Origin of the sequence: Microcoleus sp. K4-B3 (assembly GCF_036704615.1) — a bacterium.
Lineage (GTDB): Bacteria > Cyanobacteriota > Cyanobacteriia > Cyanobacteriales > Microcoleaceae > Microcoleus.
On record NZ_JAUBSF010000018.1, the window covers coordinates 65,963 to 92,584 of the forward strand.

Consider the following 26,622-nt stretch of genomic DNA (forward strand, 5'->3'; position numbering starts at 1 on the left):
AACAACGCACAGCCGTTGTCCCTCAGACTCTATGCTATCACGCCCAACTGTGCCAACAAGAGTTAATTTCCCCTAAAAGTACCGATGTCCGGGCACCAGTAACTTGAGGCAGATTGCCGGGAATGCCCCGAACCCGCCATGCAGCTAAAACCGCGAAAGCGATCGCCTCTTTAAAATCTACACTCAAGCCTGCCTCAGAAGTAGTCAACACTTGCAATGGATGCAATTGAGATTGCAATCGGCGTTTTAAGTAGAGATTGTGGCTGCCACCCCCGCACAGTAAAACTCGATCGGGCATAGCCGATAAAAAAGTTTGGTAACTGTGAACGATCGACGCAACAGTCAGTTCTGTCAGAGTAGCCAGTACGTCAGCAGGACTGAGGTTGTAACCTTCGGCCTCGACCAAACACCGGTCAAAATAGTCTACACCAAATAACTCTCGCCCAGTAGATTTCGGCGGTGCTTGGCGGAAGAACTCCTGGGCGAGCCAATCATCGACTAAAGCTTGACAGGGAGTTCCCGATGCCGCCCAAGATCCACCTTCGTCGCAAGTCTTAGTCCCGCCTGAGAAGTGCTGCACTGCCAAATCTAACAGGGAATTCGCCGGGCCTGTATCCCAGCCCGAGATGCCATCCCCAAGACTCAAAAGCTCCGACTCGTCCTTGTTTTCCCCCTTTCCCGTGGCCGGAAGATAGGTAACATTGCCAATTCCGCCTAGATTTTGGATGCAGAGGCTAAGGTTGGGTTCCGCCAGCAGGCAGGCATCAACTATTGACACTAAGGGTGCTCCTTGACCCCCTGCTGCAATGTCTGCCGATCGAAAGTTACTCACAGTAGTAATGCCTGTCAATTGCGCAATTAGCGCGCCCCGCCCGAGTTGCAAGCTGTAGCCCATCAACCCGCTGGCGCTGTCTTTCTGCGCTTTCCCTGCAGGTCGGTGGTAGACGGTTTGACCGTGAGAGCCGATTAATTCGGCTTTATCGTATTCTGCTTGAATTGTCAAGGCTGCCGTGGCAAATTCTTGGGCGATGGCATCATCTAAGTCGGCTAGTTCAGCCATTGACAAAGCTGAGCCGCTGCAAACCGAGAGAATTTGCGATCGCAAATTAGCAGGATAAGGGAAAGTCTTGCCAGCCACCAATTGCACTTTCAAGTCTGTTTGCGAACCGACCACATCCACCAAAGCAGCATCAATGCCATCCACCGACGTGCCGCTGATCAAACCGATAACGCGGGTCATTAAATTTTATATTTTAGATTTTAGATTTTAGATTGTCCGGGGGGTTGCCCGATTTATTTGAGGTCGATCGTCACGATCACCACAGTAATATTATCGCGTCCCCCTTTATCCTTAGCTGCTTGAATCAAAGCAGTTGCAGCGCCCTCGCAGGCGCGAATCGACTTCAGAGGCGAAGCAATCAAAGGATCGGAAAGTTCCTCAGTCAAGCCGTCGCTGCACAGCAGCAAGCGATCCCCAGGCTGCACGTCCACCGGCAAAATATCTATTTCCCGCACATCATCGCGGCCCAAACACTGGGACAAAACGTGACGCCAAGGATGACTGCGAGCTTGGTCGGGAGTTAGGGCCTTTCTTTTCACAGCCTGAGCCACCCAAGTCTGGTCTTCAGTAATCTGCTCCAAGCGAGAGCCGTGCAGCCGGTACAAGCGAGAGTCCCCGATATTAGCGCACCAAGGTCGGTTCTCATCCCTAAACATGAGAACCACAGCCGTAGTCCCCATATCAGCACGCTCGGGGTGGTCTAGCTGATCCGTCAAAATTGCTTGATTGGCAATTAAAAAAGCCTTTTCCAACAACCGCGGAGAATCCTCAGGCCCTTCCCAATGTTCGAGCAAATAAGATTGAATCGCCTGAGTCGCAATCCGGCTGGCTTCTTGACCTCCGGCGTGTCCTCCCATTCCGTCGGCTACTATGAAAAATCGCCCGTCAGAGTCAATGTAGTATGAATCCTGATTTACTGAACGAACTAGCCCTGTATCTGTCTTACCTGCGAAAGAGCGTTTCATAGATTGCCTGATTGGACTCATCGAACTTAAAAGCTTGATTGAAGTGGTGCAATGTTTTCTTCCAAAACTTAAATCCCGAAGGGAACTTGAAATTTCTGCCACCTGCGATCGTGAGTTTTGGAAAAATTGTACTACCTTGACCTCATATTGTAGATCGATATGATGGTAATCCCGTCTTAAAATTTCGGTAAATCCAGTAAATTAAGCACCACGTGCAAAAAAAAACAGGATTTCTACAAAAAATCAGAGGTTTAGCTGGCGAGAAATCTAGGAAGCGACGGGGTTTTTAGCGTCAAAGCGTGTAAGTGCTGTAAATTTTAGCAATGTGTTGTCAGCCAGCCAAAAGTTAACATTCGAGGTCAACTTTTGGCAGGCGAGAAATCTCCAACCTGAAATTTCAAATCCCCAATTGCACAATTATGACATCCTGTCTAAACGATCGATCCGCTTGAACAAACGCAGCAGAGCAAACCCTGCACCCGCCGCCAGCACTGCCACTGCCACTGCAGGCCAGACTTGATTGCTAACAAACAAAATTGTTGCCGACAAAGTAAAAGCACTCATCAGCAAAGCATAATTCGTACCCATTTGAGCGCTGCTCATGCGACGTAGCAAGCGCTCTGTTTCGGCAGAACGGACGCGAATCCGTAAATCTCCCTGTTCGAGTTTGTCAATAGTCTCCTCAATCCGGCGAGGCAAACCCAAAGCAGTCGAACTCACCTGAGCCGCCTGACGGCCGATTTCGTTAAAAATGCTGCTACTGGTATCATGGCCATTTCCATTAGTCATAAGCTGCATGGCAAAAGGTTGTGCCACCTCCATAAAGTTGAACTCGGGATCTAAACCTCGGCCCACCCCTTCGATTGTGGAAAAAGCTCGCATTACAAAAGTAAAAGTAGCTGGGAAGCGAAAAGGTTGGTTGTAGGCAATATCGTAAAGGTCGTCGGTAATCGCGCTCACAGACTGATTTTCAAAAGGCTTGTCCATGAAGTTGTCCAGCATATACTGGATCGAGCGGCGCACCGGACTCATATCACCCGTAGGCACCAAAGCTCCCAACTCGATCAGAGAATCCATAATCCGCTGTCCATCCTTGGAAGCAATGCCGTAAAGCGTCTCCATCAGTCCTTCGCGGACGTTCGACTGGATTTGCCCCATCATGCCAAAATCGTAGAAAATCAGACAACCGTCAGCACTAACAGCGATGTTGCCGGGGTGTGGGTCAGCGTGGAAAAAGCCGTCGTTGAGCAACTGGCGCAAATAAGCTTTTGCCCCCAACTGAGCGATTAATTTACGATCGATACCGGCCGCTTCCAAAGCTTCGTAGTGGCTGATTTTAATCCCGGGCAGGTATTCCAAAGTCAGCACTCGCGGAGCCGTGTACCGCCAATAAATCCTCGGCACCCGCACCCAGTCACAGTTGCTAAAATTGCGGCGAAAAGTATCAGCATTCCGGCCTTCATGGAGATAGTCAATTTCCAGCCAGAGAATGCGACAGCATTCCTCATAAATCCCCATCCAATCTCGGCCGTAGCCCCACTTAGGATGGTTTTGAAAGTAGCGGGCAATTCCCTTAAGAATTTGCAAATCGATCTCGAACAGCTTCCGCAGTCCCGGTCGCTGCACCTTGACCACCACTTCCGGGCCCGAATGCAGTTGAGCTTTGTGTACCTGACCCAGACTTGCAGCGGCCAGGGGCACCGGGTCAAAGCTGCGGTAGAGTTCTTGAACTGTCTTGCCCAAATCTTGCTCAACAATTACCTCCAACTGTTCGTAGCTGAAAGCAGGCACTTTATCTTGCAGCTTAGAAAGTTCCTCGACAAACTCTGCCGGGAACAAATCGGCGCGGGTGGAAAATAACTGCCCAACTTTAATAAAAGTCGGCCCCAAATCCAAGAGTGTTTCTCGAACCCAGATAGCTTGAAAGCGGCGTCTGGCAACTTTCTTTTCTTCACTCACGCCTCCCCAGTAGCTCCAATTTTTGCTGTCGAGCCAGAGGGAAGCCAGCCAGAGCAAGACAAAGGCCCAAATGTCGAAGAAGCGCCGCTTCCGGGAATATTTTTCGCGATTCCAGCGATAAGCTTTACTTTTGTAGGATTTACCAGCAGTTTTTGGCTCATCGCCTTCGCCAGCGAGCTTTCTGGAGCGCTGGCGATTAACAGAGTCATCAAGGAGAGCAGACACTTGGGTTCCCAAATTGCTTATTTTATGTTGTGGCTTTGATTGCAGATAGGAGCGCAGGAGCGCAGTGCTTTGCGCTCGCGTAGTCGTAAATAATAGTTGTGGTCGGATAGAGCGCTAGGGCAAACTGCTGCGGTAGCGCTGCAATTGGGAGCGCACCATTGCCACTTCGGCGCGCAGCTCGTCAATAGTCGCTTGCAACTCTGCGGGATGGATATCTTGAATGGTGGTGCTTGTTGCAGTGCCAGTTCTGGTCTGCATTGCCTCATCCGCAGCTTTGTTTGCCCGTTCCACAACTCGATCGGTGAACTGTCGCAGGCGTTCTCTTTGTTCTGCGTCAAATTTGCCGAGTTCAGAGAAAGCGTTGGTTGCTGCGCTTTCTAATTGCTCGTACAGTGCTTCGGCAAGTGCTCGGCCTACAAAAAAAGCATGAACTGGGGGTTTACTCATAAAAAATCTCTGTGCGCTTCCGCAACAAATTATAACTTGCTTGTCCCCGATGATGCTTGCTCCCAAAGGAAGGAAGTTTGGGGTAACGGACAATCTCACCCCTTTGTCGGGGATGGGATTATTGAGAGTTTGAACAGTCTGAGGCGCAATGACTCAGCCAAAAAGCCTGGCTGACATTCGCTGAAATTTGAGGTTGGGGTTGCTTTGTACAAAAATGTTTGCAGCTTGGCAACAGTAATAAACGACATCACACTACCTCAGGGTCGCGCACGTATTATAACATAATTTCAATCACAATATCCAAGAGTCCTGCTTTTTTTTGAGGCAGGCATTTGGATGGCAGAGGTAATAGGAAATATTGGATAAACTCAGACCGTGACTGTTGGAATTTTCAGATTCTACAGAAGGTTTTGTGAGATATTCATTGGCTAGCAAAAGCATTATTATCTCCACTACTGAGCGGATATTTTCTGGCTCATAAAACCAAGTATTTGTCCGCAGTTTTAACCAACAAAAACAATACTAATTTGTCGCAGGTTCAGGAAAAGGCACAGTGGGATCTGCCACAGGGGGTGGTGAATCAGGTGCGATCGAACTATCTGAATTGCTGCCGCTTTGGCTTGGTATCGCAGGTTCAGGCGATCGCTCGATCGGGGATGCTATTACTGGCGGCGCGGATTCCGAGGGCGGCAAGGTTTCAGGACTAGCACTCCCAGGGGCAGGCGGGGCGGGTGCGGGGGGGGAGTAGCTGGGCGGTTCTGCAGGCAGGGGCGCAACTTCCGGTACTGGTGCGGGTTCTGGTTGGGGTGCTGGCTCGATTTGGGTTTGAGGCTCCGGAATGGGGGACTCAGAAGGCTGCTCTTGTGGCTCGGGCGTCGGGGATGGCTCAAGTTCGGCTTCGGGCTCTGGAGCGAGAGTTTCCGGGGTTGGGATCTCTGAAGGTTCGGCGCTAGTTTCTGAGGGCTCGATCTGGTCGGGAATGTTGCTGCTTTCTAAGGGGGGTTTGGGGCGCTTGTTGAGTTCGATCGGGTAGAGAGGGCTGCTTTCGACAGACGGCTGCCCGAACATCGGCCCTGACAAATCGCGGGATTTGAGCAAATCTTCGAGTGATGGGAAGGATTCAATTTTGGGTCGATTGCTGCTGAGACTGGTGCTGTTGTAGCGCCAAGCCAGGTCAAAACCCATCGAGCCTGCAATTGCAGCCGTTACGAAAAACGCCAGCAAAGTCAACTGCGGCGGGGGAGGTGCAGGCAATCGCAGAGTTTGCTTGCCTTTTCTTTTTGCTGATACTCGCTCTGTTTCTTGCAGCATGGTGAGCCAATTTTCCACTGTCTGAGGGCGGTTGTGGGGGTCGATTTCGAGTCCCTGAAGGATGGCTCGCTCGATTCCCGCGCTGAGGTTCGGCTGAAATTGCCGCAACTCGGTCAGGGGAATGCGATCGCGCAGGGGTGCTGCTACGGGCGCCACGCCGGAGAGTAAGTAGTAGAGGGTGGCTGCGATCGCGTAGATGTCTGTGGCCGGTGTACATTTACCGTCATAGAGGTATTGTTCAATCGGCGCGTAGCCGGGCGAGAGCAAGTTAGTGTGCGTTTGTTTGGTGCCGGCGGTAAAGCCGCGGGCAATGCCGAAGTCTATTAACATTACGAGGTGAGAATCGGCTCGCCGGATAATATTTTCTGGCTTGATATCTCCGTGCAGCAATCCGCTGTGGTGAACGGTACTTAAGGCTGAGGCTATTTGCCGAATGTAGTGCAGGGCTTGGGCTTCGGGCAGTGGCCGATCGGTTTCGACTATTTGGGCGAGAGTTTGGCCCGGAATGTAGTCCATTGCTATAAAAGACTGTCCGGCTTCTTCAAAAAAGTCGATTACTCTGACGATGTTGGAATGCTGACACCGCGACAGGCGTTGGGCTTCGGCAATAAACTGCTGCTGAAATTGGGCAGCTTCTGGGTGTTGGCGCAGGCTTTCGTTGAGGGTTTTGAGTACGACGGTTTGGTTTAAATGGGTGTGGATAGCTCGGTAAGTGATGCCGAACCCTCCTATACCTAAAGTCGCGTTAATTGTGTATTTGCCCTGTTGCAGGACTGTTGCTGGCGCTAAGTTCATCTTCAGTTGATGCCGTTTCCCAAACTATGCTACCGCCTTTGGGTTATTTCGCAGAGTTAGGCGTGAGGTTCGATCAATCTGCGCCCTTGTTTTAGCTTTAGCTCTGCTATGTCTTTAATCTTTGCATCCCCACGTCATTTTATCTGTAGTAGGTATTGTGAAACTTAACGCTACGGCTTTCCAATAAAAATCCCGCTCTTGTGGAACGGGAAAGCCATCAGGGTGCATCTATATGATCTGACTATAAGTCATGGGGGGTATAACCCCTCCTTGCTTTAGCAACTCTTTACAATTTGCCGATTTTTGTAAAGATTTAGGTTGTATATTGACTTATGAGCATTTTTGTGATTTTATCAATGGCGCTCTTCAGCTTGGGGAAATAAAGAGCCTAGAAACTATGATTAAAAATGAAAAACACTATGAATACACTAAAGAATGCGCCCGAAGAGTTGAATATTTCATCTTGAAACTTAAAATTATCAGGTAAAGGCATCACAAATAGAATGGTCAATCGCCTACTGATTGAAGATGCTGACATTTATTAAGTCAAATGAGTTTCCTCTGAATCATCAGAACTTTAAGCTCCCTTACCGTGCTTCGGCAAATGGTGCAGCAAATACCATAATACGGCTATATTTGCGATAAATACCGCTAACTTAATTACCGTAAAACCCTCAACTAACTCATAGATTTCAGGCGGGATACTGATGCCTACTAGCACTAAAACTAAAATAGTTGCCCAACCTTTTTCGTACCATAAACCCACCGCCTCCAAAACAGTTAAAACTGCATAAACTCCGGCAGCTAGTCCGCTAAACAGTAAAGTTTTTGGCTTAATTTGTAGAACTTTGTCTAATAAAAATTCAACAATATTCAGTTTGGTTTCTAATAAATAGCATTCCGAAAAATCCTCCAAGGCTTGATGATTTTTTAGTGCAAAAAGCAAAGCGAGCGAAGTTACTATCAAGAGGGAAGCCACAAAAGTTTTGTAAAGGACAATTGCGATTAAACCAGGAGCGCGCTGTTTTTTCACCTTAATTCTCGGGATATCAATAAAGAAAGTGCGATCGGCTTGCTAGCCTGTTTGAGATTGAAAAATCAAAATTTAGTAGAGTGTGTCAGCAATTATAGCGGTTCTCAAAAAAGTGAGGTATGCCCTATGCCCTATGCCCTATGCCCTATGCCCTATGCCCATGAGTACCTCATCTTTCTGAGAAAGGCTATAGCTAATCAATTATAGAAAAAATAACGCGCTGATGACGCACCCTACTAAGTTTGAGGATAACGTTGTGCTAAGAAAGAGATAGCAGCAGCCCGATCGCCCAAATCGCCATCCAACTTCGCAGCCAACAGATCATCCAACATTCGTTTAAATCCAGGCCCAGGCTTATAACCCAAAGCCTTCAAATCGTTGCCATTTAAAGGCGGCTCGACATTCGCCCACCTGGTGAGATATTCCCAAATTTGGCGGCGTGCACTTCGCGGACTTTGCAGGGCGATCGCAATTAACACCGGCAATTCATAATTTCTCAACAGCAACACCAATTGACTCGGCGACTCGCATTTAGGCAAATTCTCTGCTAACTGCTTCTTTCCGGCTTCCAACACTTCCAGCCGCTTAATGCTGTCAGCCGGTAACTGAAGATTTGCAGCCACCTTGCCGCGATATTCCGGTGCTAAATAAGCTATCAAAACTTCCAGCCGCATCTGCCAATCGGGAATATTTATAATTGGGAATGGGGAATGGGGAATGGGGAATGGGGAATGGGGAATGGGGAATGGGGAATTGTCTCTTCCTTCTTCCTTCTTCCTTCTTCCTTCTTCCTTCTTCCTTCTTCCGACTTCCCTCGGACTGACATCCGTTACATCCGTTACATCCCGTACAGTGCTCGTTGCCGAACTTCCTTCTTCCTTCTTTCTGACATCCGTTACATCCGTTACAGAATCCGTTGCCGAACTTCCTTCTTCCTTCTTCCTTCTATCCTTTACATCCGTTACATCCCGTACAGTGCTCGTTGCCGAACTTCCTTCTTCCTTCTGCCTTCTTTGCAAACACCGATCGAGCAAACGCAGTTGCCGCCACAACTCCCGATCCAACTCCAAACTAGGATGAATGCAGCGCAAAGCCTGCAAATCTCCCAGCATTTGCAAAGCAACTTTCCAGTAAGGAGCTTGCAAAATGTATTTTAATTCGCTTTTGAGCCGAGTTTCCAAAGCCGGAGCTCGGCCGTTTTCCCCCTGAATTCGGTAATAAATCCCGCTGGCCAAAGCGTGGCGGATGTATCCTTCCGTCTGCGGCTCAATTTCAAATCCCAACCGCACCGCAAACCTCACAGCGCGATAAATTCGCGTCGGATCTTCGATAAAACTGTTGGCGTGCAAAACTCGAATTTGCTTCGCTTCCAAGTCCAGCAAACCGCAAAAAAAATCTAACAATTGGCCGCTGCGAGGAGCACCCAACCGCACAGCCAGCGCATTAATTGTAAAATCCCTGCGGTACAAATCTTGACGAATCGAACTCGCTTCAACTTCAGGATTTGCAGCCGGATAAGGATAAAATTCAGTACGAGCAGTCGCGATATCCACCCACAGGGAGCCGAAAGGAGAGTCTTTGTGCCACAAAAGTGCGGCGGTTTGAAATTGGCCGTGAACGTCCAAACGCGATCCCGGGTATAGTTTTTGCAGCGATGAAGCTAACTCGACACCTGCACCGGAATCGTCGGAACCGCACTTTCCATCCACAACCAAATCAATATCAGTTAGCGCCAGTGTATCATCCGTCGCTAAGAGTAAATCCCGGACTGCTCCACCAACTAGATAAAGTTGCCAGCCGCGCTGTTGGGCAAGATTGGCCGCGATCGACAATAATTGCCATAATTCGGGACTGATGCGCGATCGCAACAATTGCTCAACCGATTCGGGCACGGGACAATTAGAAAATTCTGCACTACTTCCCCTGTCTCGCGCTTTTTGCTGGTGCAATTCCCGCAACACGTCAGTGCGAGTCACAATTCCTACAAGTTGACCGTTTTCCAATACTGGCAAGCGCCCGATATCGTATGTCACCATTAAAGATTCAATTTCCGGCAGCAAGGTATCTGGGGCGATCGTTTTTAGCTGCGGAGTCATGTAACCCTTGACGGGGGCGTGACTGAAACCGTGGTGCAGGGCAATGTCAATGTCGCGGCGCGAGATAATGCCGGCGAGCCGATCGCCCGCATCGACCACAGAAAGCCCCGAATGTCCGTAACGTAGGAGGATACGGTGAGCTTCCCCCACCGATGTTTCCGGGCGAATACTCCGCACGGGAGACGACATTAATTCGCGCGCTGTCGGAGGGTGCGGAATTTGAGCTTTGAGTTCGTCAGCTAACTGATTTAAAGTCAGCAAGGGGTCAACATCGCGGGTGGCGAGGGAAGCGGCGCGGGCGTGGCCTCCGCCGCCGAAGGGTTTGAACAATTCGCTGAGGTTTGTTCCTTCGATGCGCGATCGACCGATAATAGTTAATCGATTGGAAACTGCCGATTCGGGAGCGATGTTGCGGTTGTTTTCGTTTTCGCTAAATTTATAAACATTACCTAAAAGCAGAGCATCGGTTTCAGTCAAATCGAGCAAGCGAGAAGCCAGCGAAGAAAGTCCGGGAACGTAGGATTCAGTAGATAGCAGCACCCAGGCTACGCTGTAACCGTGCAAAGTTTCCGATCGCAAATTATTCAGCGCTTCTCTGAGCAAATCTTGCAATTGAGGAGACAAACCGGGTTCTACATATTCAGCGATTACCCGCAAACTCGCTCCCTGTTCCATCAACCACGCCAAAGCAGTCGCATCTCGGGCAGTTGCGCCCTCAAAGGTGAGGGAACCTGTATCGACGTGGATGCCGAGGGCCATGACTGTTGCTTCCGAAGGCAGAAGGCGGGATGGTGTGTCGCTGTTTTCTGCTTGATTTTTGAGCTTTTCGACAATTAATGTAGTGGTGGCTCCGACTGGTTCGATTTGGGTAACAGTGGCCCGGATGTCTAAATCGGCCTGTAGGTGATGGTCGAAAACCGCTATCTCGTTGAGGTGTGGCAAATCCAGCCACTCGGCGGCTTTTCCCAAACGATCGCGCTGTGAGGCATCAACTATACTAATCGATCGAATTTGTTGCGGATTGACCGATCGGCGTTCAATCAGCGGGTACTCGTCGCGGTGTAGCGCCAAAAAATCCCGCACTGTCGGATGACACCCGCCCGTCAATACGATCCTGCTACCGGGGCGCAGCACGCAAAGTCCCACCGCCGCCCCCAAGGCGTCAAAATCTGCTGTTGTGTGGCACAAAACTAAGTCCATAGCCGAAAATCCCGCATCTCTAACTCAAACAGTAGCAATTTCTCGCCCTCTGAAACCGGATGTGTCGATCGGGCTTGAACTTAACCTTTCCAGTTTTCTGTGCTGTAACGAACAATGATAAAATTGATCGAAATCTCAAGAGCCGCTGACGCCTGTTCGCGCAACGCCCGAATTTGCACTGGTTCTTTCGTATCAATCAACCGACAATTTCTCGATCAATTATCGGGAAACTGTCAAAAACTAGAATTTGGAAGATTTTTTTCGGTTCTGGGAAACTATTTCCGATCAACGCACGGTTATATCGAAAGGAGAAAAGATGTTATCAATTCTGTTTCAAGTGGTTTTACTGGGTCTGGTACTGCTGTCTTTTGTAATGGTCGTTGGCGTGCCAGTTGCTTATGCCTCTCCCCAAAACTGGAATCAGTCTAAATCCCTGATTTATGCTGGATCTGGTCTCTGGTTTTTGCTAGTTATTGCAGTGGGTGTATTGAACTTTTTAGTCGTTTAATTTCACCCAACCCTATCGAATAAAGAAGGTAAAAGATAGAAGGATGAAGGCATTCACCAGCGATTGAAAGGCATTCGGCAGAAGCTAGGAATTTTCCAGACCGCGCGACCCTGTATGTTTTTGCACTTGAGATTCAGATGAGATGCTGCTACTTTCTGACTTTTGCCTTCTCACAAACAAAAATCTAACATCTAAAACCTAAAATCTAAACTAGAACACTATGACTGTTTTCGAGGGAACTTTTACTCAAACAGAATCTTTGCGTTTTGCTATAGTCATCGGTCGTTTTAACGATTTGATTGTAAACAAACTTTTGGAAGGATGTCAAGATTGTTTGAAACGCCACGGAGTTGATATCAATCCTCACGGTAATCAAGTTGATTTTTATTGGGTTCCGGGATGTTTTGAGATTCCTTTGATTGCTCGTCAAGCTGCTCTTTCTCGTCGCTACGATGCGGTAATTTGTCTGGGTGCGGTAATTCGGGGCCAAACTCCTCATTTCGATTTTGTGGCTGGTGAGGTTGCTAAGGGAATTGCTGCTGCTGCTTTTCAGACAGGGGTGCCGGTGATTTTTGGGGTGGTGACGACTGACACGATGCAGCAAGCTTTGGAAAGGGCTGGAATTAAAAGCAATTTGGGCTGGAATTATGCGATGAGTGCTTTGGAAATGAGCACTTTGATGCGTCAAGTTAATGGTTTGGGCGTAAACTCTTACGGTCAATTAGCTAGTGGGTCTGCTGGTCAAGTGCTTTCGGGCGAAGCCAATCTGGCTATAGCCCCGGATGTATCGTCAGATCGAATACTGTAATTTCTACAAACCATATTTTGCCAACAATGGCCACAATTCCAAATTCAGATTTTGACAAGTGGCAGCATTTGATTCACTTCCTGTTCTGGAACACACATACCTTCTCAAAGACCGATATCTTCCTAAACTTTTGAATAATGTGGAATAGCTAGATTATCGTCTATTCCCAAAGAGGTATTATGGAATTTTGGTGTTGCATAAGGTTGAATAAAGATCGGAAATCCGTTATGTTAACTTAGGTGTAAGTATTGAGGTTATCTAAACTTGCTCCTAGCAGGGATTTCAGTATAAATGCTGTAGGATAAGTATTTAACATCTTCTTAATAAACAGCTCTGAAAACAACTTTCTAGATTAATTGTTGAGATTATATCGAATGACAATTTTGTCAAGCGAATGCCTAGAAAGCTTTCCTGCAAAAGGATTCATCGTTTTGGCTATTGCCTGAATACTTACAGTTACTTATCAACATGAAAGTGCAAAAATTTTATGGGTGACATTCAAGCTACCTTTACAGCTACCGATAGAGCTTTTCAGATTGAGGGGTACGAAAAAATAGATTTCAGCCTGCTATATGTCGATGGTGCTTTCAAGCTGGAGAATCCTGAGATTGCCGATAGTTACCGCCAATTCGGTCGCTGTCTAATGGTTGTAGATGAAACAGTCTACGGTCTGTACGGTGCACAGATGCAGGATTATTTCAAGCATCATGAGATAGATTTAACAGTCTTTCCAGTTAATATCAAGGAACCTGATAAGACGTTAAAAACTTTTGAAAGCATCATAGATGCCTTCGTAGATTTCGGACTCGTGCGGAAGGAGCCTGTTTTGGTGGTCGGTGGTGGATTGACTACTGACGTAGCTGGTTTTGCCTGCTCATCCTATCGCCGTCGGACTAACTACATTCGCGTACCGACAACCTTAATTGGGCTGATTGATGCCAGTGTGGCAATCAAAGTAGCTGTGAACCACGGTAAGCTGAAAAACCGCCTCGGTGCTTACCACGCTTCGCAGAAAGTAATTTTAGACTTCTCTTTCCTGAAAACTCTGCCGATCGACCAAATACGAAACGGCATGGCAGAGTTAATTAAGATCGCCGTAGTAGGTAACAAAGAAATCTTCGAGTTGTTAGAAAACTACGGCGCAGCATTGCTGCACAGCCATTTTGGTTATTTAGACGGCACATCGGAACTGCGCGAAGTGGCCCATCGCTTAACCTACAACGCGATTCAGTCGATGCTGGCATTAGAAGTACCAAACCTGCACGAGCTAAATTTGGATCGGGTGATTGCCTACGGTCACACCTGGAGTCCGACGCTGGAACTAACACCGGAAATTCCGATGTTCCACGGCCACAGTGTCGCCATCGATATGGCTTTTTCGGCGACTATTGCCCAACAGCGGGGCTACATTTCGATCGCCGCTCGCGATCGGATCTTAGGGTTAATGAGCCGCCTCGGACTAGCGATAGACAGCCCTTATCTGACATCAGAACTGCTCTGGAAAGCCACAACATCGATCAGCCGTACCCGCGACGGTCTTCAACGCGCTGCGGCTCCATGCCCCATTGGTGACTGCTTTTTCATGAACGATTTGACTCGAACTGAGTTGGATGAAGCCCTAGCGGTGCATCGAGAAATCTGTCAGGGCTACCCGCGTCACGGCGATGGCGAGGATATGTATGTGGTATTGCAGAAAGTTGGAACTCGTTCCACAGCCGGGGTATGACCATGAGACCCGTTACCCCAGTCGGGATTTTAGCGGCTAAACTCGAAAGTCTCGCCTTGCAAGTAGAAAAAATCGATAATCTCGATCGAGCTTTCAAGGCCGAATTACAACAAGCCTACGAACTAGCCAACGGTCTCGATCCGTACCTGAATCTTTGCACTACACCGGAATCTCCCGCCTTAGCCGCGTTAGTGAAGCGCACTCAATCAGAAGATTGGAGTAAGCGATTCTCTGACGGCGAGACAGTGCGGCAGTTGGAACAGGAAATGCTATCGGGTCATCTCGAAGGCCAAATGCTGAAATTTCTCGTCCATCTCACCAAAGCACAGCGCGTACTGGAAATAGGGATGTTTACCGGGTACTCAGCACTAGCGATGGCGGAAGCACTGCCGGTGGATGGAGTGGTGGTAGCCTGCGAAGTAGATGCTTATGTAGCTGAATTTGCCCAGAAGTGTTTTCACGAATCTACTGCCGGTCACAAAATCTCAGTCAAGGTGGCACCGGCTCTAGAAACCATGAAACAATTGGCCCAAGACGGGGAAGTCTTCGATTTGGTTTTTATCGATGCTGATAAAGCTGGATACACAGATTATCTCGATTTACTGCTCACCACTGGGCTGTTGGCTCCCAATGGCTCGATCTGTGCAGACAATACTCTGATGCAGGGACAGCCATATTTGTCGGGTACTGCTACTGAGAACGGAGTGGCGATCGCCAAATTCAACCAGGCTCTAGTTGACGATCCGCGCGTAGAGCAGGTGTTACTGCCGCTGAGAGATGGATTGACTTTAATTCGGCGCGTTTAGTAGAACAAAACTTACGCGTCAAAACCAAACAAACCGGGTTTTTTGCCCTTGAGGCGGGCTGTAACGAAGTCCGAGCAAAAAACCCGGTTTTTAACCACCCGTGCGTAATATCAAATCCGCGCTTCATCGGCATGATTCATCTCTCTCTTCTGGAGACTCTGCGCCTGCGTAGCTTCAAGAGCGGTTTAATCATTCAAAAACCACCGCTAATTAGAGTATTTACTTAGTAAAAAATTATGATCGAAACAGTTTCAGCCGCAGCGATGCCATCTGAACAGGAAACAAACGCGGCTTCTAGGCGCTTCCAGACAGCAGTCAAAACCATAGCAACCTTAATTTTGCTGCTATTGGTACTGCCCCTGAATATCGCTTTAACAGCGATCGCCCTACTGAGATCCATCATCATCAAACCGTTTCAGTCTCGATCGATCGCGGACTCTCCCCAAACGATTTTGATTAGCGGTGGCAAGATGACCAAAGCATTACAGCTAGCCCGATCGTTCCATAAGGCCGGTCATCGGGTAATTTTGGTAGAAACCCACAAATACTGGCTGACGGGTCATCGTTACTCTTGGGCAGTCGATCGCTTTTACACAGTACCAAATCCCCAGACAGAGGAATACCCCCAAGCACTCTTAAAAATTGTCCAACAAGAGAAAGTTAATGTTTACGTTCCCGTCTGTAGTGCAGTCGCGAGTTACTACGATGCCGAAGTCAAAAGGGTACTTTCTCCTCACTGTACGGTAATGCACATAGATGTCGAAACTCTGCAACGTTTGGATGATAAATATGAGTTTGCAACAGCCGCCAAAGCATTGGGGCTGCGAGTTCCGAATTCCTACCGCATTACTAATCCGCAGCAAGTAATCGATTTTGATTTTAGTGACGCACAGCGCAAATACATTATCAAAAGTATTGCTTACGATCCTGTCCGCAGGTTAGATCTCACTAAGTTACCCTGCGAAACCCCAGCCGAAACAGCCGCTTTTGTCAACTCATTACCAATTTCCGAGAGTAAACCTTGGATTATGCAAGAGTATATTCCGGGGCAAGAATACTGCACTCACAGTACCGTCCGTAACGGTCATATTCAGTTGCACTGTTGCTGCAAATCATCGGCGTTTCAGGTGAATTACCAGAATGTCTATCGCCCGGATATCGAAAATTGGATTCGTCAGTTTGCCAAGAGTCTAAATCTGACTGGACAAGTTTCCTTTGATTTCATTGAGGCGGCGGATGATGGAGAGATTTACGCGATCGAATGCAACCCCCGCACCCATTCAGCCATCTCGATGTTTTACAACCATCCCGATGTGGCAAAAGCTTATTTGGAACCCGACCCTTTACCACAGACTTTGCAGCCTTTGGCATCTAGTCGCCCGACTTACTGGATTTACCATGAAATTTGGCGATTGGTGACTCATTTGTGGTCGCCAAAGCTAGTTTATGAGCGGTTACAAATTATCGCCCAAGGCAAAAATGTTATCTTCGATTGGGACGATCCATTACCATTTTTGATGGTGCATCATTGGCAAATTCCCTTGTTGTTATGGGGAAATTTACAGAAGCCGAAACACTGGGTTCGGATTGATTTTAATATTGGAAAACTTGTGGAAATAGGAGGAGATTGAGTATGTCAGTATTACGGGTTTTGCATTTAGTCGGATCGGCAGACAGTGAATTTTACTGTAATTTGTCGCGCTTTTATGCCCAAGATTGTCTGGAGAAGACTGCTAATCCAGCACTCTATGAATTTCATATAGCCTATATTTCTCCCGATGGCCAATGGCGTTTTCCCACCTCTCTCGATCCGAGTGCGATCGCGGCGGCTAATCCCATGTCTCTAGCGGGCGCAGTACAGGTGCTGGCAGATCTCCAGATAGACGTGATGGTACCCCAGATGTATTGTCTCCCCGGCATGACTCAATACCGAGCCTTGTTCGATCTGCTGAATATTCCTTACCTGGGTAATACGCCAGAGGTGATGGCACTGACTGCTGACAAAGCGAAGGCTAAGGCAGTAGTAGCGGCCGCTGGGGTAAGTGTGCCGGAGGGAGAAGTTCTCCACGCGGGCGATCGCCCTTCTATTGATTTCCCGATCGTGCTCAAGCCGCTGAATGCCGATAATTCTCTGGGACTTGCGTTAGTTAGAAATGCCGCTGACTTTGACGCGGCTATGCAGACAGCATTGACTTATTCACCGTCGGTGCTAGCAGAAAGATTTATTGAATTGGGCAGAGAAGTTCGCTGTGGTGTCATCGTCCAAGCAGGCGATCTAGTCTGCTTGCCACTGGAAGAGTATGCTGTGCATCCTGATACGAAGCCGATTCGGATTTATTCTGATAAGTTTAAACACAATGACGATGGCAACTTGGTCTTTGCCGCTAAGGATAGTACCAAGTTGTGGATTGTTGAACCCAGCGATCCAGTGACCCAAAGGGTTTGGGCTATGGCCAGAAAATGCCACATAGCTTTGGGCTGTCGCCACTACAGTCTATTAGATTTTCGCATCGACCCCGAGGGACAACCTTGGTTCTTAGAAGCGGGGCTGTACTGCTCTTTTTCTCAAAAAGGTGTGCTTGCGACTATGATCCAAGCATCGGGAATTTCTCTGGATACTTTTTTTCAGAGTATGCTGCAAAATGCCTTAATATAAATAAATGTGAGGATGAAACTAATGACTCAAACTTTTTAAGATTTATCAACCCAGCAATTTGCTGACTTATAGGTGTTTCCAGGTACAAGTTGGGTTGTGTTAGCTGAGCCTGCTCGACTTGGAGCAATGGGAGAATTTGAAGGACATAACTTAGCCTAAGTTCGGGATAAGAGTAGCTAAAACATCACAAAATTTCTGAAATGACGATCGCACTTTGTCAATCTCAGCAGATTTGTTCTAATCGAGTGCGATCGCTCACAACGGTCGATCGCCCAGATACTAATTTCAGATTCAGTCGATCCGCGCGATCGGTATTTTGAGCTTGTGGACGCAAAAAATTTAGCAAACTTCATATCAATTCCGTTAGCATCGGAATGATCTCAACGGAGGACACGGCAGTGCCGTGTCCCTACAATCGATCGCGGTAGGGACACGGCACTGCCGTGTCCTCTATATCATAAGGAGTGCAGCCGGAATTTATATCACTCCGTAGGTCAATGATTAGTTGTGAAATCGCTACTAATCCTTGTGTTCTCTTTTTGTTGAATATACATTAATGACTAGACAGAGGAAGCCGCAACATGATCCAAACTATATCCAAAACAATCACGTTTGATGAGTTCGTCGCCTGGTATCCAGAGAACTCTGTCCCCCGGTACGAAATACACAATGGAGTAATTGTTGAAATACCTTTAGGAACTGGCGACCATTCAGAAGTTACAGGTTTTATAAGCTCAAAACTAGCAGTTGAAATTGACCGTGGTGAATTACCCTACTCAATTCCAGGTGACTACTTGCTCAAGCTTTCCTCTAACGAATCAGGCTACGAACCAGATGTAATTGTCCTAGACCGAACCGCACTTGCAAGCGAACCGCGCTGGAAAAAAGAATCCGTCATCACGATGGGGTCTTCGGTGCGACTGGCTGTAGAGGTCGTCAGCACAAACTGGCGGGATGATTACTTTTTAAAAGCTTTTGACTATGAAGAAATGGGCATTCCCGAATACTGGATTGTCGATTATTTAGGTTTGGGCGGCCGCAAGTTTATCGGTAATCCCAAACAACCAACACTTTCGGTTTATCAATTAGTAGATGGGGAGTATCACGTCAAACAGTTTAGGGGAAGCGAGAGGGTTGAGTCGCTGGCTTTTCCCGAATTGAAATTAACGGCCGAGAAGATTTTTCTTGCTGGTTTGCCAAGCTAGCGAGTAAAAATTATGCAAAGGGCGTAAGATTGTCGAAGCCTTCCGACGACACCAAAAGCTGACAATTGGGTCAAAATCTGGCAGCGAAAAAGCGGGAAAGTACGATCCCACAAAGCCTAAACATTCTCATCTCGCCCGCGATCGCACAAATATCACACAACAACTGCGGACACCACAACAGTCCAGAGCTTCCACATACACATTGCAATTTTTTTAATTGTGTGATATCATAAAACGTTCTCAAAAATAGCGCAACACTAACTATTACTGCATGGCAACGAAGCCAACGATCGCATTTACTCACCTCGGCTGCGAAAAAAATCGCATCGATACCGAACACATGATCGGCTTGCTGGCTCAAGCGGGCTATCAAGTCGATTCTAATGAAGAATTAGCCGATTACGTCGTAGTCAATACTTGCAGTTTTATCCAAGCGGCGCGAGAAGAGTCGGTCCGCACCTTGGTAGAATTGGCAGAAGCTAATAAAAAAGTAGTAATCACCGGCTGCATGGCACAGCATTTTCAGCAGGAATTGCTCGACGAATTGCCCGAAGCAGTCGCAATTGTCGGCACCGGCGACTATCACAAAATCGTCGATGTTATGCAGCAGGTGGAAAAGGGCGATCGAGTTTCCCTCGTCTCTTCAGAACCTACTTACATCGCTGACGAAACTACTCCCCGCTACCGCACCACATCCGAAGGTGTAGCGTATTTGCGAATAGCAGAAGGCTGCGACTATCGCTGTGCATTTTGCATTATCCCGCACTTGCGCGGAAATCAACGATCGCGGACGATCGAATCTATTGTCGCCGAAGCTAAGCAATTAGCCTCCGAAGGGGTAAAAGAAATTATCTTAATTTCTCAAATTACCACCAACTACGGCAAAGATATTTACGGCGAACCGAAACTAGCCGAACTACTTAGGGCTTTGGGTAAAGTAGATGTACCTTGGATTCGGATGCACTACGCGTATCCTACAGGTTTGACTCCGCAAGTTGTCGCAGCCATCCGCGAAACGCCCAACGTTTTGCCGTATTTGGATTTACCCCTGCAACACTCGCACCCGGAAATTCTGCGGGCGATGAATCGACCTTTTCAAGCCGGGATTAATGATGCTATAGTCGATCGGCTCAAAGCAGCAATTCCCGGTGCGGTGATGCGGACAACTTTTATTGTCGGCTTCCCGGGCGAAACCGACGAACACGCAGCACACTTGCTGGAATTTGTCAAGCGCCACGAATTCGATCACGTAGGAGTTTTCGTATTTTCGCCAGAAGAAGGAACCCCAGCCTTCAGCTTGCCCCAGCAAATACCTGCAGAAATAATGGAAATGCGGCGCAATTCGGTAATGGCGGCACAACAACCTATATCATTGAAAAAGAATCAAGAGTCTGTCGGTCAGGTAGTTGATGTCCTGATAGAACAAGAACAACCAGAGACAGGCGAGTTGATTGGTAGATCCGCCCGGTTTTCCCCAGAAGTAGATGGACTCGTCTATGTCACAGGAGAAGCGCGGCTGGGTTCAATCGTATCTGTGAAAATTACTGGTGCAGATGTCTACGACCTCTACGGTCAAGTGTAAGTGTTGCTGGAACTGTCGCGATCGGCGGTGTGGCAAACAAAAACCGGACACCAGCCAAAAATGATTAGCGGATTGTGCAGCAAAAGTAACGGTTTGTACAATATTGTGCAAAGATATCTAGCAAAGGGGTTATAAACCTTTAGTAGCCTCTGGCGGCAATCGACGCTCCCCCTCGGGGTGCGGTAATCTCTACAGAACATCGGAAAATTTTAACGAATTTAATGTTTTGTTTCTGAATGTAAAGAGTTATGATGATAACAAGCCAGAAATAAGCGGGGATAATTTGAGATTGCTTCGCCGTCCGCCCTACACCACAACGGTATCCCGAAAGAGTGTTGAGATGGATAGGCGGTAACGGTCGCCCCATCCCCTGCTCAATCCCGCAGGCGACGGATTGCGGGATAGCGCCTGAACCAAACAACCTGTTACTACTATGTAGTGAAGTGGGGCTGGTCATGATCCTCACTATAAAATGCCTAAGAGGGAAAGCTTGCAAGTACCTCAAAGGAAGTCCAATGTCCTGTTTTAAGAATGTTGGAAGCCTATAACCCGACCCCTGGCGTTTGGTATCGGTGATGTCACAAAATCAAAGACGGCTGTCGAATTGGTAAATTTAGTCACCATCGACGGAGCTGCCCTATACTCGATTGCTATTTAAGAAGGTGCGCGCAGGCGCAGCACCATAAAGAACTCTTATGAGTTCCTGCCCTAGAGCAGAAATCCGCATCCGAGTTGGGCAACTTAGAAGGCTAAGACTCGTTATTAGGAGCATTAATGAATTTATTGTTTGAAGGCTTAGGTCTTTCGGAAGAACTCGTTCTCCATCTGGAAACACTAGGCTTTACAGAACCTACTCCCATCCAAGTACAAGCAATTCCGCACCTGTTAGCAGGTCGCGACGTTGTGGGTCAAGCCCAAACAGGGACAGGCAAAACGGCAGCATTCTCGTTGCCCATCTTGGAGCGGATTGATTTAGATCTAACTGCGGTGCAAGCACTGGTGCTGACGCCGACTCGCGAATTGGCGATGCAAGTAACTGAAGCCATCCGCGATTTGAGTGGCATTAGCAGCGACGGCCCGGTAAAAGTGGGTCGCTCTCTGCAAGTTCTGACGGTGTACGGGGGTCAATCGATCGATCGCCAAATGCAGCGTTTGAAGCGCGGCGTTCACATCGTTGTGGGTACACCCGGACGCATATTGGATATGCTGAGCCGCGGTAGCCTGAAACTAGACAAGGTAAAATGGCTAGTTTTGGATGAAGCTGACGAAATGCTGAGCATGGGCTTTATTCAAGATGTAGAAAAAATCTTGGATGCTGCACCAAAAGAACGTCAAACGGCATTTTTCTCGGCGACGATGGAAGCTTCCATTCGGAAATTGGTGTCGCGGCATTTGCGCAACCCAGTCAACGTCACCGTAGAACAGCCAAAAGCAACGCCGAAGCGCATCAGCCAAGGCGTGTACATGATTCCGCGCGGCTGGTCGAAGGCAAGGGCTCTACAGCCAATCCTAGAAATGGAAGACCCGGAATCTGCACTGATTTTTGTGCGGACGCGGCAGTCGGCGGCGGAACTCACCAGCCAACTGCAAGCAGCAGGTCACAGCGTTGACGAGTATCACGGTAATTTGAATCAGGCACAGCGGGAACGCTTGCTGTCGCGGTTCCGCCAATGTCAGGTGCGCTGGGTAGTGGCGACTGATATTGCGGCGCGGGGTTTGGACGTGGATCACTTGACTCACGTTATTAACTACGATTTGCCCGACAGTGTGGAAAGCTACGTTCACCGGATCGGACGCACGGGCAGGGCTGGTCGGGAAGGAACGGCGATTACGCTGATTCAACCGGTCGATCGCCGGAAACTGCGCTTGATCGAACGCCACGTGCGATCGAGCTTGACGGTGCGAAACATTCCGACACGGGCGCAAATTGAAGCTCGTCAGTTGGAAAAGATGCAGGGTAAAGTTCGCGAAGCTTTGGCTGGCGAACGGATGGCATCTTTCTTGCCTCTGGTGTCTCAGTTATCCGAGGAGTACGACTCCCACGCGATCGCCGCTGCTGCTTTGCAAATGGCTTTCGATCAAAGCCGTCCTGCTTGGATGGGCGCTGATTACGCTCAACAAGAAGATCCCCCGATTGGTGGAGAAAACAGCGTCAAGCCAATCTTGATCAAGAAGCGGGCTAAGACGGGTGCGCCGAGTAATTCTGTAGCACCCACTTTTTCAGGAGCACCGAGTGCTCCTGTTCCCCAGAACAGCTAATTGGTAGGGTGCGCAATGCGCACCTTATTTTGAATTTTTGTAGAGATGCGATCGATCGCACCTCTACTTTTTTTTATGGGTGCGATCCCAAATCCGAGAGCCCTCGGCGGTTGAAACCGCGAACAAACGAAGCCCACTCCTAGCGGACTGAGAATTGGATAAGTAAAGATGCAAGTTAGCGATCGGACAATTTCTGTAACTAATTCTACGCTGAGTACCTTAATTGAAGAATTGGGTACTGAGTGTCAAAATGTGATTACTTTAATCCATCAGCTTCAGTTGCTTGATTTGAGCGATCGACAAAAAGCTGAAATTCTAGCAGAGTTCCTGAGTGCTGCAATCGATCTCAACGTTCACTGCGGAGAGGATTTTCAGACGCTAGTTGCTGAGGAAATGACAAAATTGTCGGATGATGATGAAGAGGATTAAGGAGACGCAGGCGATTCCCTACGGGATAGCTACGCTTCACGCACCTCAGGAAAAAGCCCTCCAGTCAACTCACTGAAAGGCTAAAAATCTTAATAAATAAGGAATAAAGTCCTGACTACAAACTTGTAAACCGAGATGTTTGCACTGTGGTTTAATATTTCAGTTTAGCTGCGTGTTCACAATAATTTTTTGCACGCGATCGCCCTTGAGTTCCAAAATCAAATTAGAAGCCTTTTGGTCATTGCTGTAAATCAACCGAGTCAATCCACCCTGCACAGATTGCGACCCGTAACCGTAAGTTTTAACAACTTTTTGGCTGTTATCTCCTACCTTCATACCATCAATTGTCAGAAACTTGGGATTGGTAGTAGAAATCAAATAAACTTTTCCCTCCCATGCAGCTACCGTCAATCCTGAGTAGGTTAGCGTGCGAATCTTGCCGCCGATGCCCTCCCCAGCAGGTTTAGTTTCGTCGCGCTGCGGTTTTCCCAACTTGCGTTTTGCCTCTTCTACAGACATCCCCAACCGAACGCCGCCAATCCCCAGGCGGGAATAGTCGATCGCCGCCGGCTTTTGTGTCGCGTTGAACATTCTTTCTAGAACCGCAACAGTTTGATTCATACCGACAACGGGGCGAACTAAAGCAGCAAATCCTAAGCTAGAAATTGCGAGATTGATCGTGATGCCAGCGAGGGCTGTTGTCACAAATATTTTTACCATTTTTTTATAGCTTTATTTGGCAATGTATTCGCGCGATCGCCCGCTAGATCCGGATCTATACTAATAATCCCGGGTGAAGAGAATTCACTCCTACACAAGCAAAATCCGAGCTAAGAGGCACTAAAAAAATAAGGATATTCGTCCCCAAAGATCTAAGACCTAGAAACCCGGTTTCTGTAGGGGAGTTCCAAGAGATACCGCCCTGACGGATTTCTGAATAGCCAACAAAGTTTTACGTTTAATTAGAGCGACTACTTAATAACCAGAATTGCTGTGATATCCTAACAAAAGCCATATCTGCATAAAATAAGTAATTTAGATGACCGCAACAGATTCTACTAAGCACCAAAAATCCAAGGCCCTGAAACCGGGTAGCCGCCGGCCCGCTAAAGAACTTTGCAGCGAGTGCGGTTTGTGCGATACATATTACATCCATTATGTCAAGGAATCTTGTGCTTTCTTAACACAGCACATCGCAGAATTAGAAGCAGAGATTCACGGGCGATCGCGCAATCTCGACAATCCCGACGATTGGTATTTCGGAGTCAGTCAAAACATGATGGCGGCTCGCAAAAAAGAACCAATTGAGGGTGCTCAATGGACGGGGATCGTCAGCACAATCGCCATTGAGATGCTCGAAAAAGGAATTGTAGAAGGCGTTGTTTGCGTCCAGAATACCAAAGAAGACCGTTTTCAACCGATGCCGATTATTGCTAGGAATCGCGAGGAAATTCTCGCAGCAAAAGTCAACAAACCAACTCTCTCTCCCAACCTTTCAGTATTAGAACAAATCGAAAAATCGGGGATGAAGCGGCTGTTAGTAATTGGCGTCGGCTGTCAAATTCAAGCCTTGCGAACAGTCGAGAAAAAACTCGGTTTAGAGAAGCTCTACGTTTTGGGAACTCCCTGTGTCGATAATGTCAGCCGTGCAGGCTTGCAGAAATTTCTAGACACGACTAGCCGCTCTCCTGAAACGGTGGTTTCTTACGAGTTTATGCAAGACTTTAACGTTCACTTCAAACACGAAGATGGTTCGAGCGAGAAAGTGCCGTTTTTCGGGTTGAATACTAAGGAATTGAAAGATGTTTTTGCTCCTTCTTGTTTGAGCTGTTTTGATTATGTCAATTCTTTAGCAGATTTAGTTGTGGGCTACATGGGCGCACCCTTTGGCTGGCAGTGGATTGTGGTGCGAAATGACACCGGGCAAGAGATGTTAGATTTGGTAACTGATCAGCTTAACACTCAGCCAGTGATGTCTCAAGGAAACAGAAAAGAGGCTGTTCAGCAAAGCATTCCGGCTTATGAAAAAGGAGTGACTTTGCCAATGTGGGCGGCGAAGTTAATGGGAGTTTTTATTGAGAGAATTGGGCCGAAGGGTTTGGAATATGCTCGGTTTTCGATTGATTCTCATTTCACTCGCAATTATCTGTACGTGAAGCGGAATTACCCGGAGAAATTAGAGGCTCATGTGCCGGAATATGCTAAGCGGATTGTCGGGCAGTATAAGTTACCAGATGTGTAAACTTGTAGGGTGCGTCAGTCAGGAGCTGTTGGATTATTGAAAAAATAACGCTAACTGACGCACCCTGCTACTCAAGGATAGCAAAAGATAGAAAACAAATGCACTTGGGAACAATCCAACTATGGAATCGCGGAAAGTTAACTAGACTGGCTATCCTTAGTACAATCTTAATTAGTCTGATTAGTGGGATATGGTTGAGTATGATTGCAATGCCAGGGAAAAGCTACAGCGGGACAATTCCCCCTTTAACAGCACAGGAAATCTCGCTCCGAGACGCTTTACAGCGCGATGTGGAAAAGCTCTCTGGTGAAATCGGAGAGCGCAACTTTATACAATATCAAAAACTTGGAGAAGCCGCTGACTTTCTCGAAGCATCATTTCAAACTGCTGGCTATAAAGTTGAACGACAAGGATATAAAATTGATGATAAATTTTATTATAACATAGAAGTTGAGATTCCCGGCGGGAAAAAGGCAGATGAAATAGTTGTAATTGGGGGACATTATGATTCTGTGGTGGGGAGTCCAGGGGCAAACGATAACGCAACTGGGGCGGCGGGAGTGCTGGCTTTAGCTAGAATGTTTGCGGATAAAAAGCCTGAAAAAACTGTGCGTTTTGTTGAGTTTGTGAATGAGGAACCGCCTTTTTTCTGGACTGCTGATATGGGAAGTTTGGTTTATGCCAAAAGATGCAGAGAGCGTAATGAAAAAATTGTTTCGATGCTCAGTTTAGAAACAATTGGTTATTACTCAGATGCCAAAAACAGTCAGAAATATCCAGCACTATTAAACCTTTTTTATCCTACTTCGGGAAATTTTATCGGATTTATTGGCAATACATCCTCAAGTAAATTGGTTAGAGAGGCGATCGCATCTTTCCGCCGCCATGCTGAATTTCCCTCGGAAGGTGCAGCAATTCCGGGTGGCATTCCTGGTGTTGGTTGGTCAGATCAATGGTCTTTTTGGCAACATGGTTATCCAGGGCTGATGGTGACAGATACTGCTCCCTATCGCTATCCTTACTATCACACGGCGCAAGATACACCCGATAAGGTTGATTGGGAACGGACGGCGAAGGTAATAGCTGGATTGGAGAAAGTTGTGGCAGATTTGGTGGGAGTTGATATTAATTAGTTGCGTAGGGTATCCAGCGTGGAAATATCCTCGCTGGGAACAGAATTTAATGCAAAATGACGCACCTACTAATTAGTATAAGTTGCCTGAGTGAAGTGATTAATACCAAATTCCTAAAGTTCTGCTACAGATATAGCCTCTAAAATAAATTCCCATCCCGTCAAAGAAGCAATAACT

General features: G+C 47.6%; 20 protein-coding genes. 12 read left to right on the top strand and 8 right to left on the bottom strand.

Annotated features, from left to right (window positions below; genetic code table 11):
- Window positions 1-37: 37 nt before the first annotated feature.
- From QUA78_RS11175 to QUA78_RS11205, 7 genes are all read right to left on the bottom strand, one after another.
- Window positions 38-1,240, bottom strand: coding sequence for an anhydro-N-acetylmuramic acid kinase (locus QUA78_RS11175; RefSeq protein ID WP_333302562.1), 1,203 nt, complete (start codon window positions 1,238-1,240; stop codon window positions 38-40).
- A gap of 53 nt (window positions 1,241-1,293) precedes the next feature.
- Entirely contained in the window at window positions 1,294-2,025 is a 732-nt protein-coding gene (locus QUA78_RS11180; RefSeq protein ID WP_333302564.1) for a PP2C family serine/threonine-protein phosphatase, read from the bottom strand.
- A gap of 417 nt (window positions 2,026-2,442) precedes the next feature.
- Window positions 2,443-4,209, bottom strand: a complete 1,767-nt coding sequence (locus QUA78_RS11185) for an AarF/ABC1/UbiB kinase family protein (protein WP_333302566.1) — start codon at window positions 4,207-4,209, stop codon at window positions 2,443-2,445.
- A 114-nt stretch (window positions 4,210-4,323) separates the two neighbouring features.
- On the bottom strand, window positions 4,324-4,656 hold the full coding sequence (locus QUA78_RS11190) for a DUF6825 family protein (RefSeq protein WP_333302567.1): 333 nt from the start codon (window positions 4,654-4,656) through the stop codon (window positions 4,324-4,326).
- Window positions 4,657-5,178: 522 nt separating this feature from the next.
- Entirely contained in the window at window positions 5,179-6,762 is a 1,584-nt protein-coding gene (locus QUA78_RS11195) for a protein kinase domain-containing protein (RefSeq protein ID WP_333302569.1), read from the bottom strand.
- A 577-nt stretch (window positions 6,763-7,339) separates the two neighbouring features.
- On the bottom strand, window positions 7,340-7,795 hold the full coding sequence (locus tag QUA78_RS11200) for a DUF2127 domain-containing protein (RefSeq protein WP_333302571.1): 456 nt from the start codon (window positions 7,793-7,795) through the stop codon (window positions 7,340-7,342).
- Window positions 7,796-8,031: 236 nt separating this feature from the next.
- A complete protein-coding gene (locus QUA78_RS11205; protein WP_333398791.1) occupies window positions 8,032-11,091 on the bottom strand; it encodes a CBS domain-containing protein in 3,060 nt (1,019 codons plus the stop codon).
- Window positions 11,092-11,407: 316 nt separating this feature from the next.
- On the opposite strand from QUA78_RS11205, the gene psbZ reads away from it, so the two are divergent.
- The 10 genes from psbZ (at window position 11,408) to QUA78_RS11255 (ending at window position 23,070) form a co-directional block, all read left to right on the top strand.
- Window positions 11,408-11,599, top strand: a complete 192-nt coding sequence (psbZ, locus tag QUA78_RS11210; RefSeq protein WP_015177377.1) for a photosystem II reaction center protein PsbZ — start codon at window positions 11,408-11,410, stop codon at window positions 11,597-11,599.
- Window positions 11,600-11,819: 220 nt separating this feature from the next.
- On the top strand, window positions 11,820-12,407 hold the full coding sequence (gene ribH, locus QUA78_RS11215) for a 6,7-dimethyl-8-ribityllumazine synthase (protein ID WP_333302574.1): 588 nt from the start codon (window positions 11,820-11,822) through the stop codon (window positions 12,405-12,407).
- Window positions 12,408-12,894: 487 nt separating this feature from the next.
- The gene (locus tag QUA78_RS11220) at window positions 12,895-14,133 is read left to right on the top strand and encodes a sedoheptulose 7-phosphate cyclase (protein ID WP_333302575.1); all 1,239 of its coding nucleotides are present in this window, start codon (window positions 12,895-12,897) and stop codon (window positions 14,131-14,133) included.
- 2 nt (window positions 14,134-14,135) lie between these two features.
- Complete coding sequence (locus tag QUA78_RS11225) at window positions 14,136-14,939, top strand: class I SAM-dependent methyltransferase (RefSeq protein ID WP_333302577.1); 804 nt, start codon at window positions 14,136-14,138, stop codon at window positions 14,937-14,939.
- Between the two features lie 236 nt (window positions 14,940-15,175).
- A complete protein-coding gene (locus QUA78_RS11230) occupies window positions 15,176-16,570 on the top strand; it encodes an ATP-grasp domain-containing protein (RefSeq protein WP_333302579.1) in 1,395 nt (464 codons plus the stop codon).
- Window positions 16,571-16,572: 2 nt separating this feature from the next.
- Entirely contained in the window at window positions 16,573-17,595 is a 1,023-nt protein-coding gene (locus tag QUA78_RS11235) for a D-alanine--D-alanine ligase (protein ID WP_333302580.1), read from the top strand.
- 581 nt (window positions 17,596-18,176) lie between these two features.
- Complete coding sequence (locus QUA78_RS11240; RefSeq protein ID WP_333302581.1) at window positions 18,177-18,800, top strand: Uma2 family endonuclease; 624 nt, start codon at window positions 18,177-18,179, stop codon at window positions 18,798-18,800.
- A gap of 271 nt (window positions 18,801-19,071) precedes the next feature.
- Window positions 19,072-20,382: a 30S ribosomal protein S12 methylthiotransferase RimO gene (rimO, locus tag QUA78_RS11245; protein ID WP_333302582.1), complete on the top strand. Its 1,311-nt coding sequence runs from the start codon at window positions 19,072-19,074 to the stop codon at window positions 20,380-20,382.
- 774 nt (window positions 20,383-21,156) lie between these two features.
- Window positions 21,157-22,641, top strand: coding sequence for a DEAD/DEAH box helicase (locus QUA78_RS11250; RefSeq protein WP_333398792.1), 1,485 nt, complete (start codon window positions 21,157-21,159; stop codon window positions 22,639-22,641).
- Between the two features lie 168 nt (window positions 22,642-22,809).
- Window positions 22,810-23,070: a hypothetical protein gene (locus tag QUA78_RS11255; RefSeq protein ID WP_333306794.1), complete on the top strand. Its 261-nt coding sequence runs from the start codon at window positions 22,810-22,812 to the stop codon at window positions 23,068-23,070.
- A gap of 159 nt (window positions 23,071-23,229) precedes the next feature.
- Here QUA78_RS11255 and QUA78_RS11260 read toward each other — a convergent pair whose 3' ends face one another.
- Entirely contained in the window at window positions 23,230-23,775 is a 546-nt protein-coding gene (locus QUA78_RS11260; RefSeq protein ID WP_333398794.1) for a hypothetical protein, read from the bottom strand.
- 334 nt (window positions 23,776-24,109) lie between these two features.
- Between QUA78_RS11260 and QUA78_RS11265 the strand changes: the two genes are divergently transcribed.
- Both QUA78_RS11265 and QUA78_RS11270 read left to right on the top strand, forming a co-directional pair.
- Window positions 24,110-25,312, top strand: a complete 1,203-nt coding sequence (locus QUA78_RS11265; protein WP_190663088.1) for a Coenzyme F420 hydrogenase/dehydrogenase, beta subunit C-terminal domain — start codon at window positions 24,110-24,112, stop codon at window positions 25,310-25,312.
- Between the two features lie 98 nt (window positions 25,313-25,410).
- Window positions 25,411-26,445, top strand: a complete 1,035-nt coding sequence (locus tag QUA78_RS11270; protein WP_333306790.1) for a M28 family peptidase — start codon at window positions 25,411-25,413, stop codon at window positions 26,443-26,445.
- Window positions 26,446-26,622 lie beyond the last annotated feature (177 nt).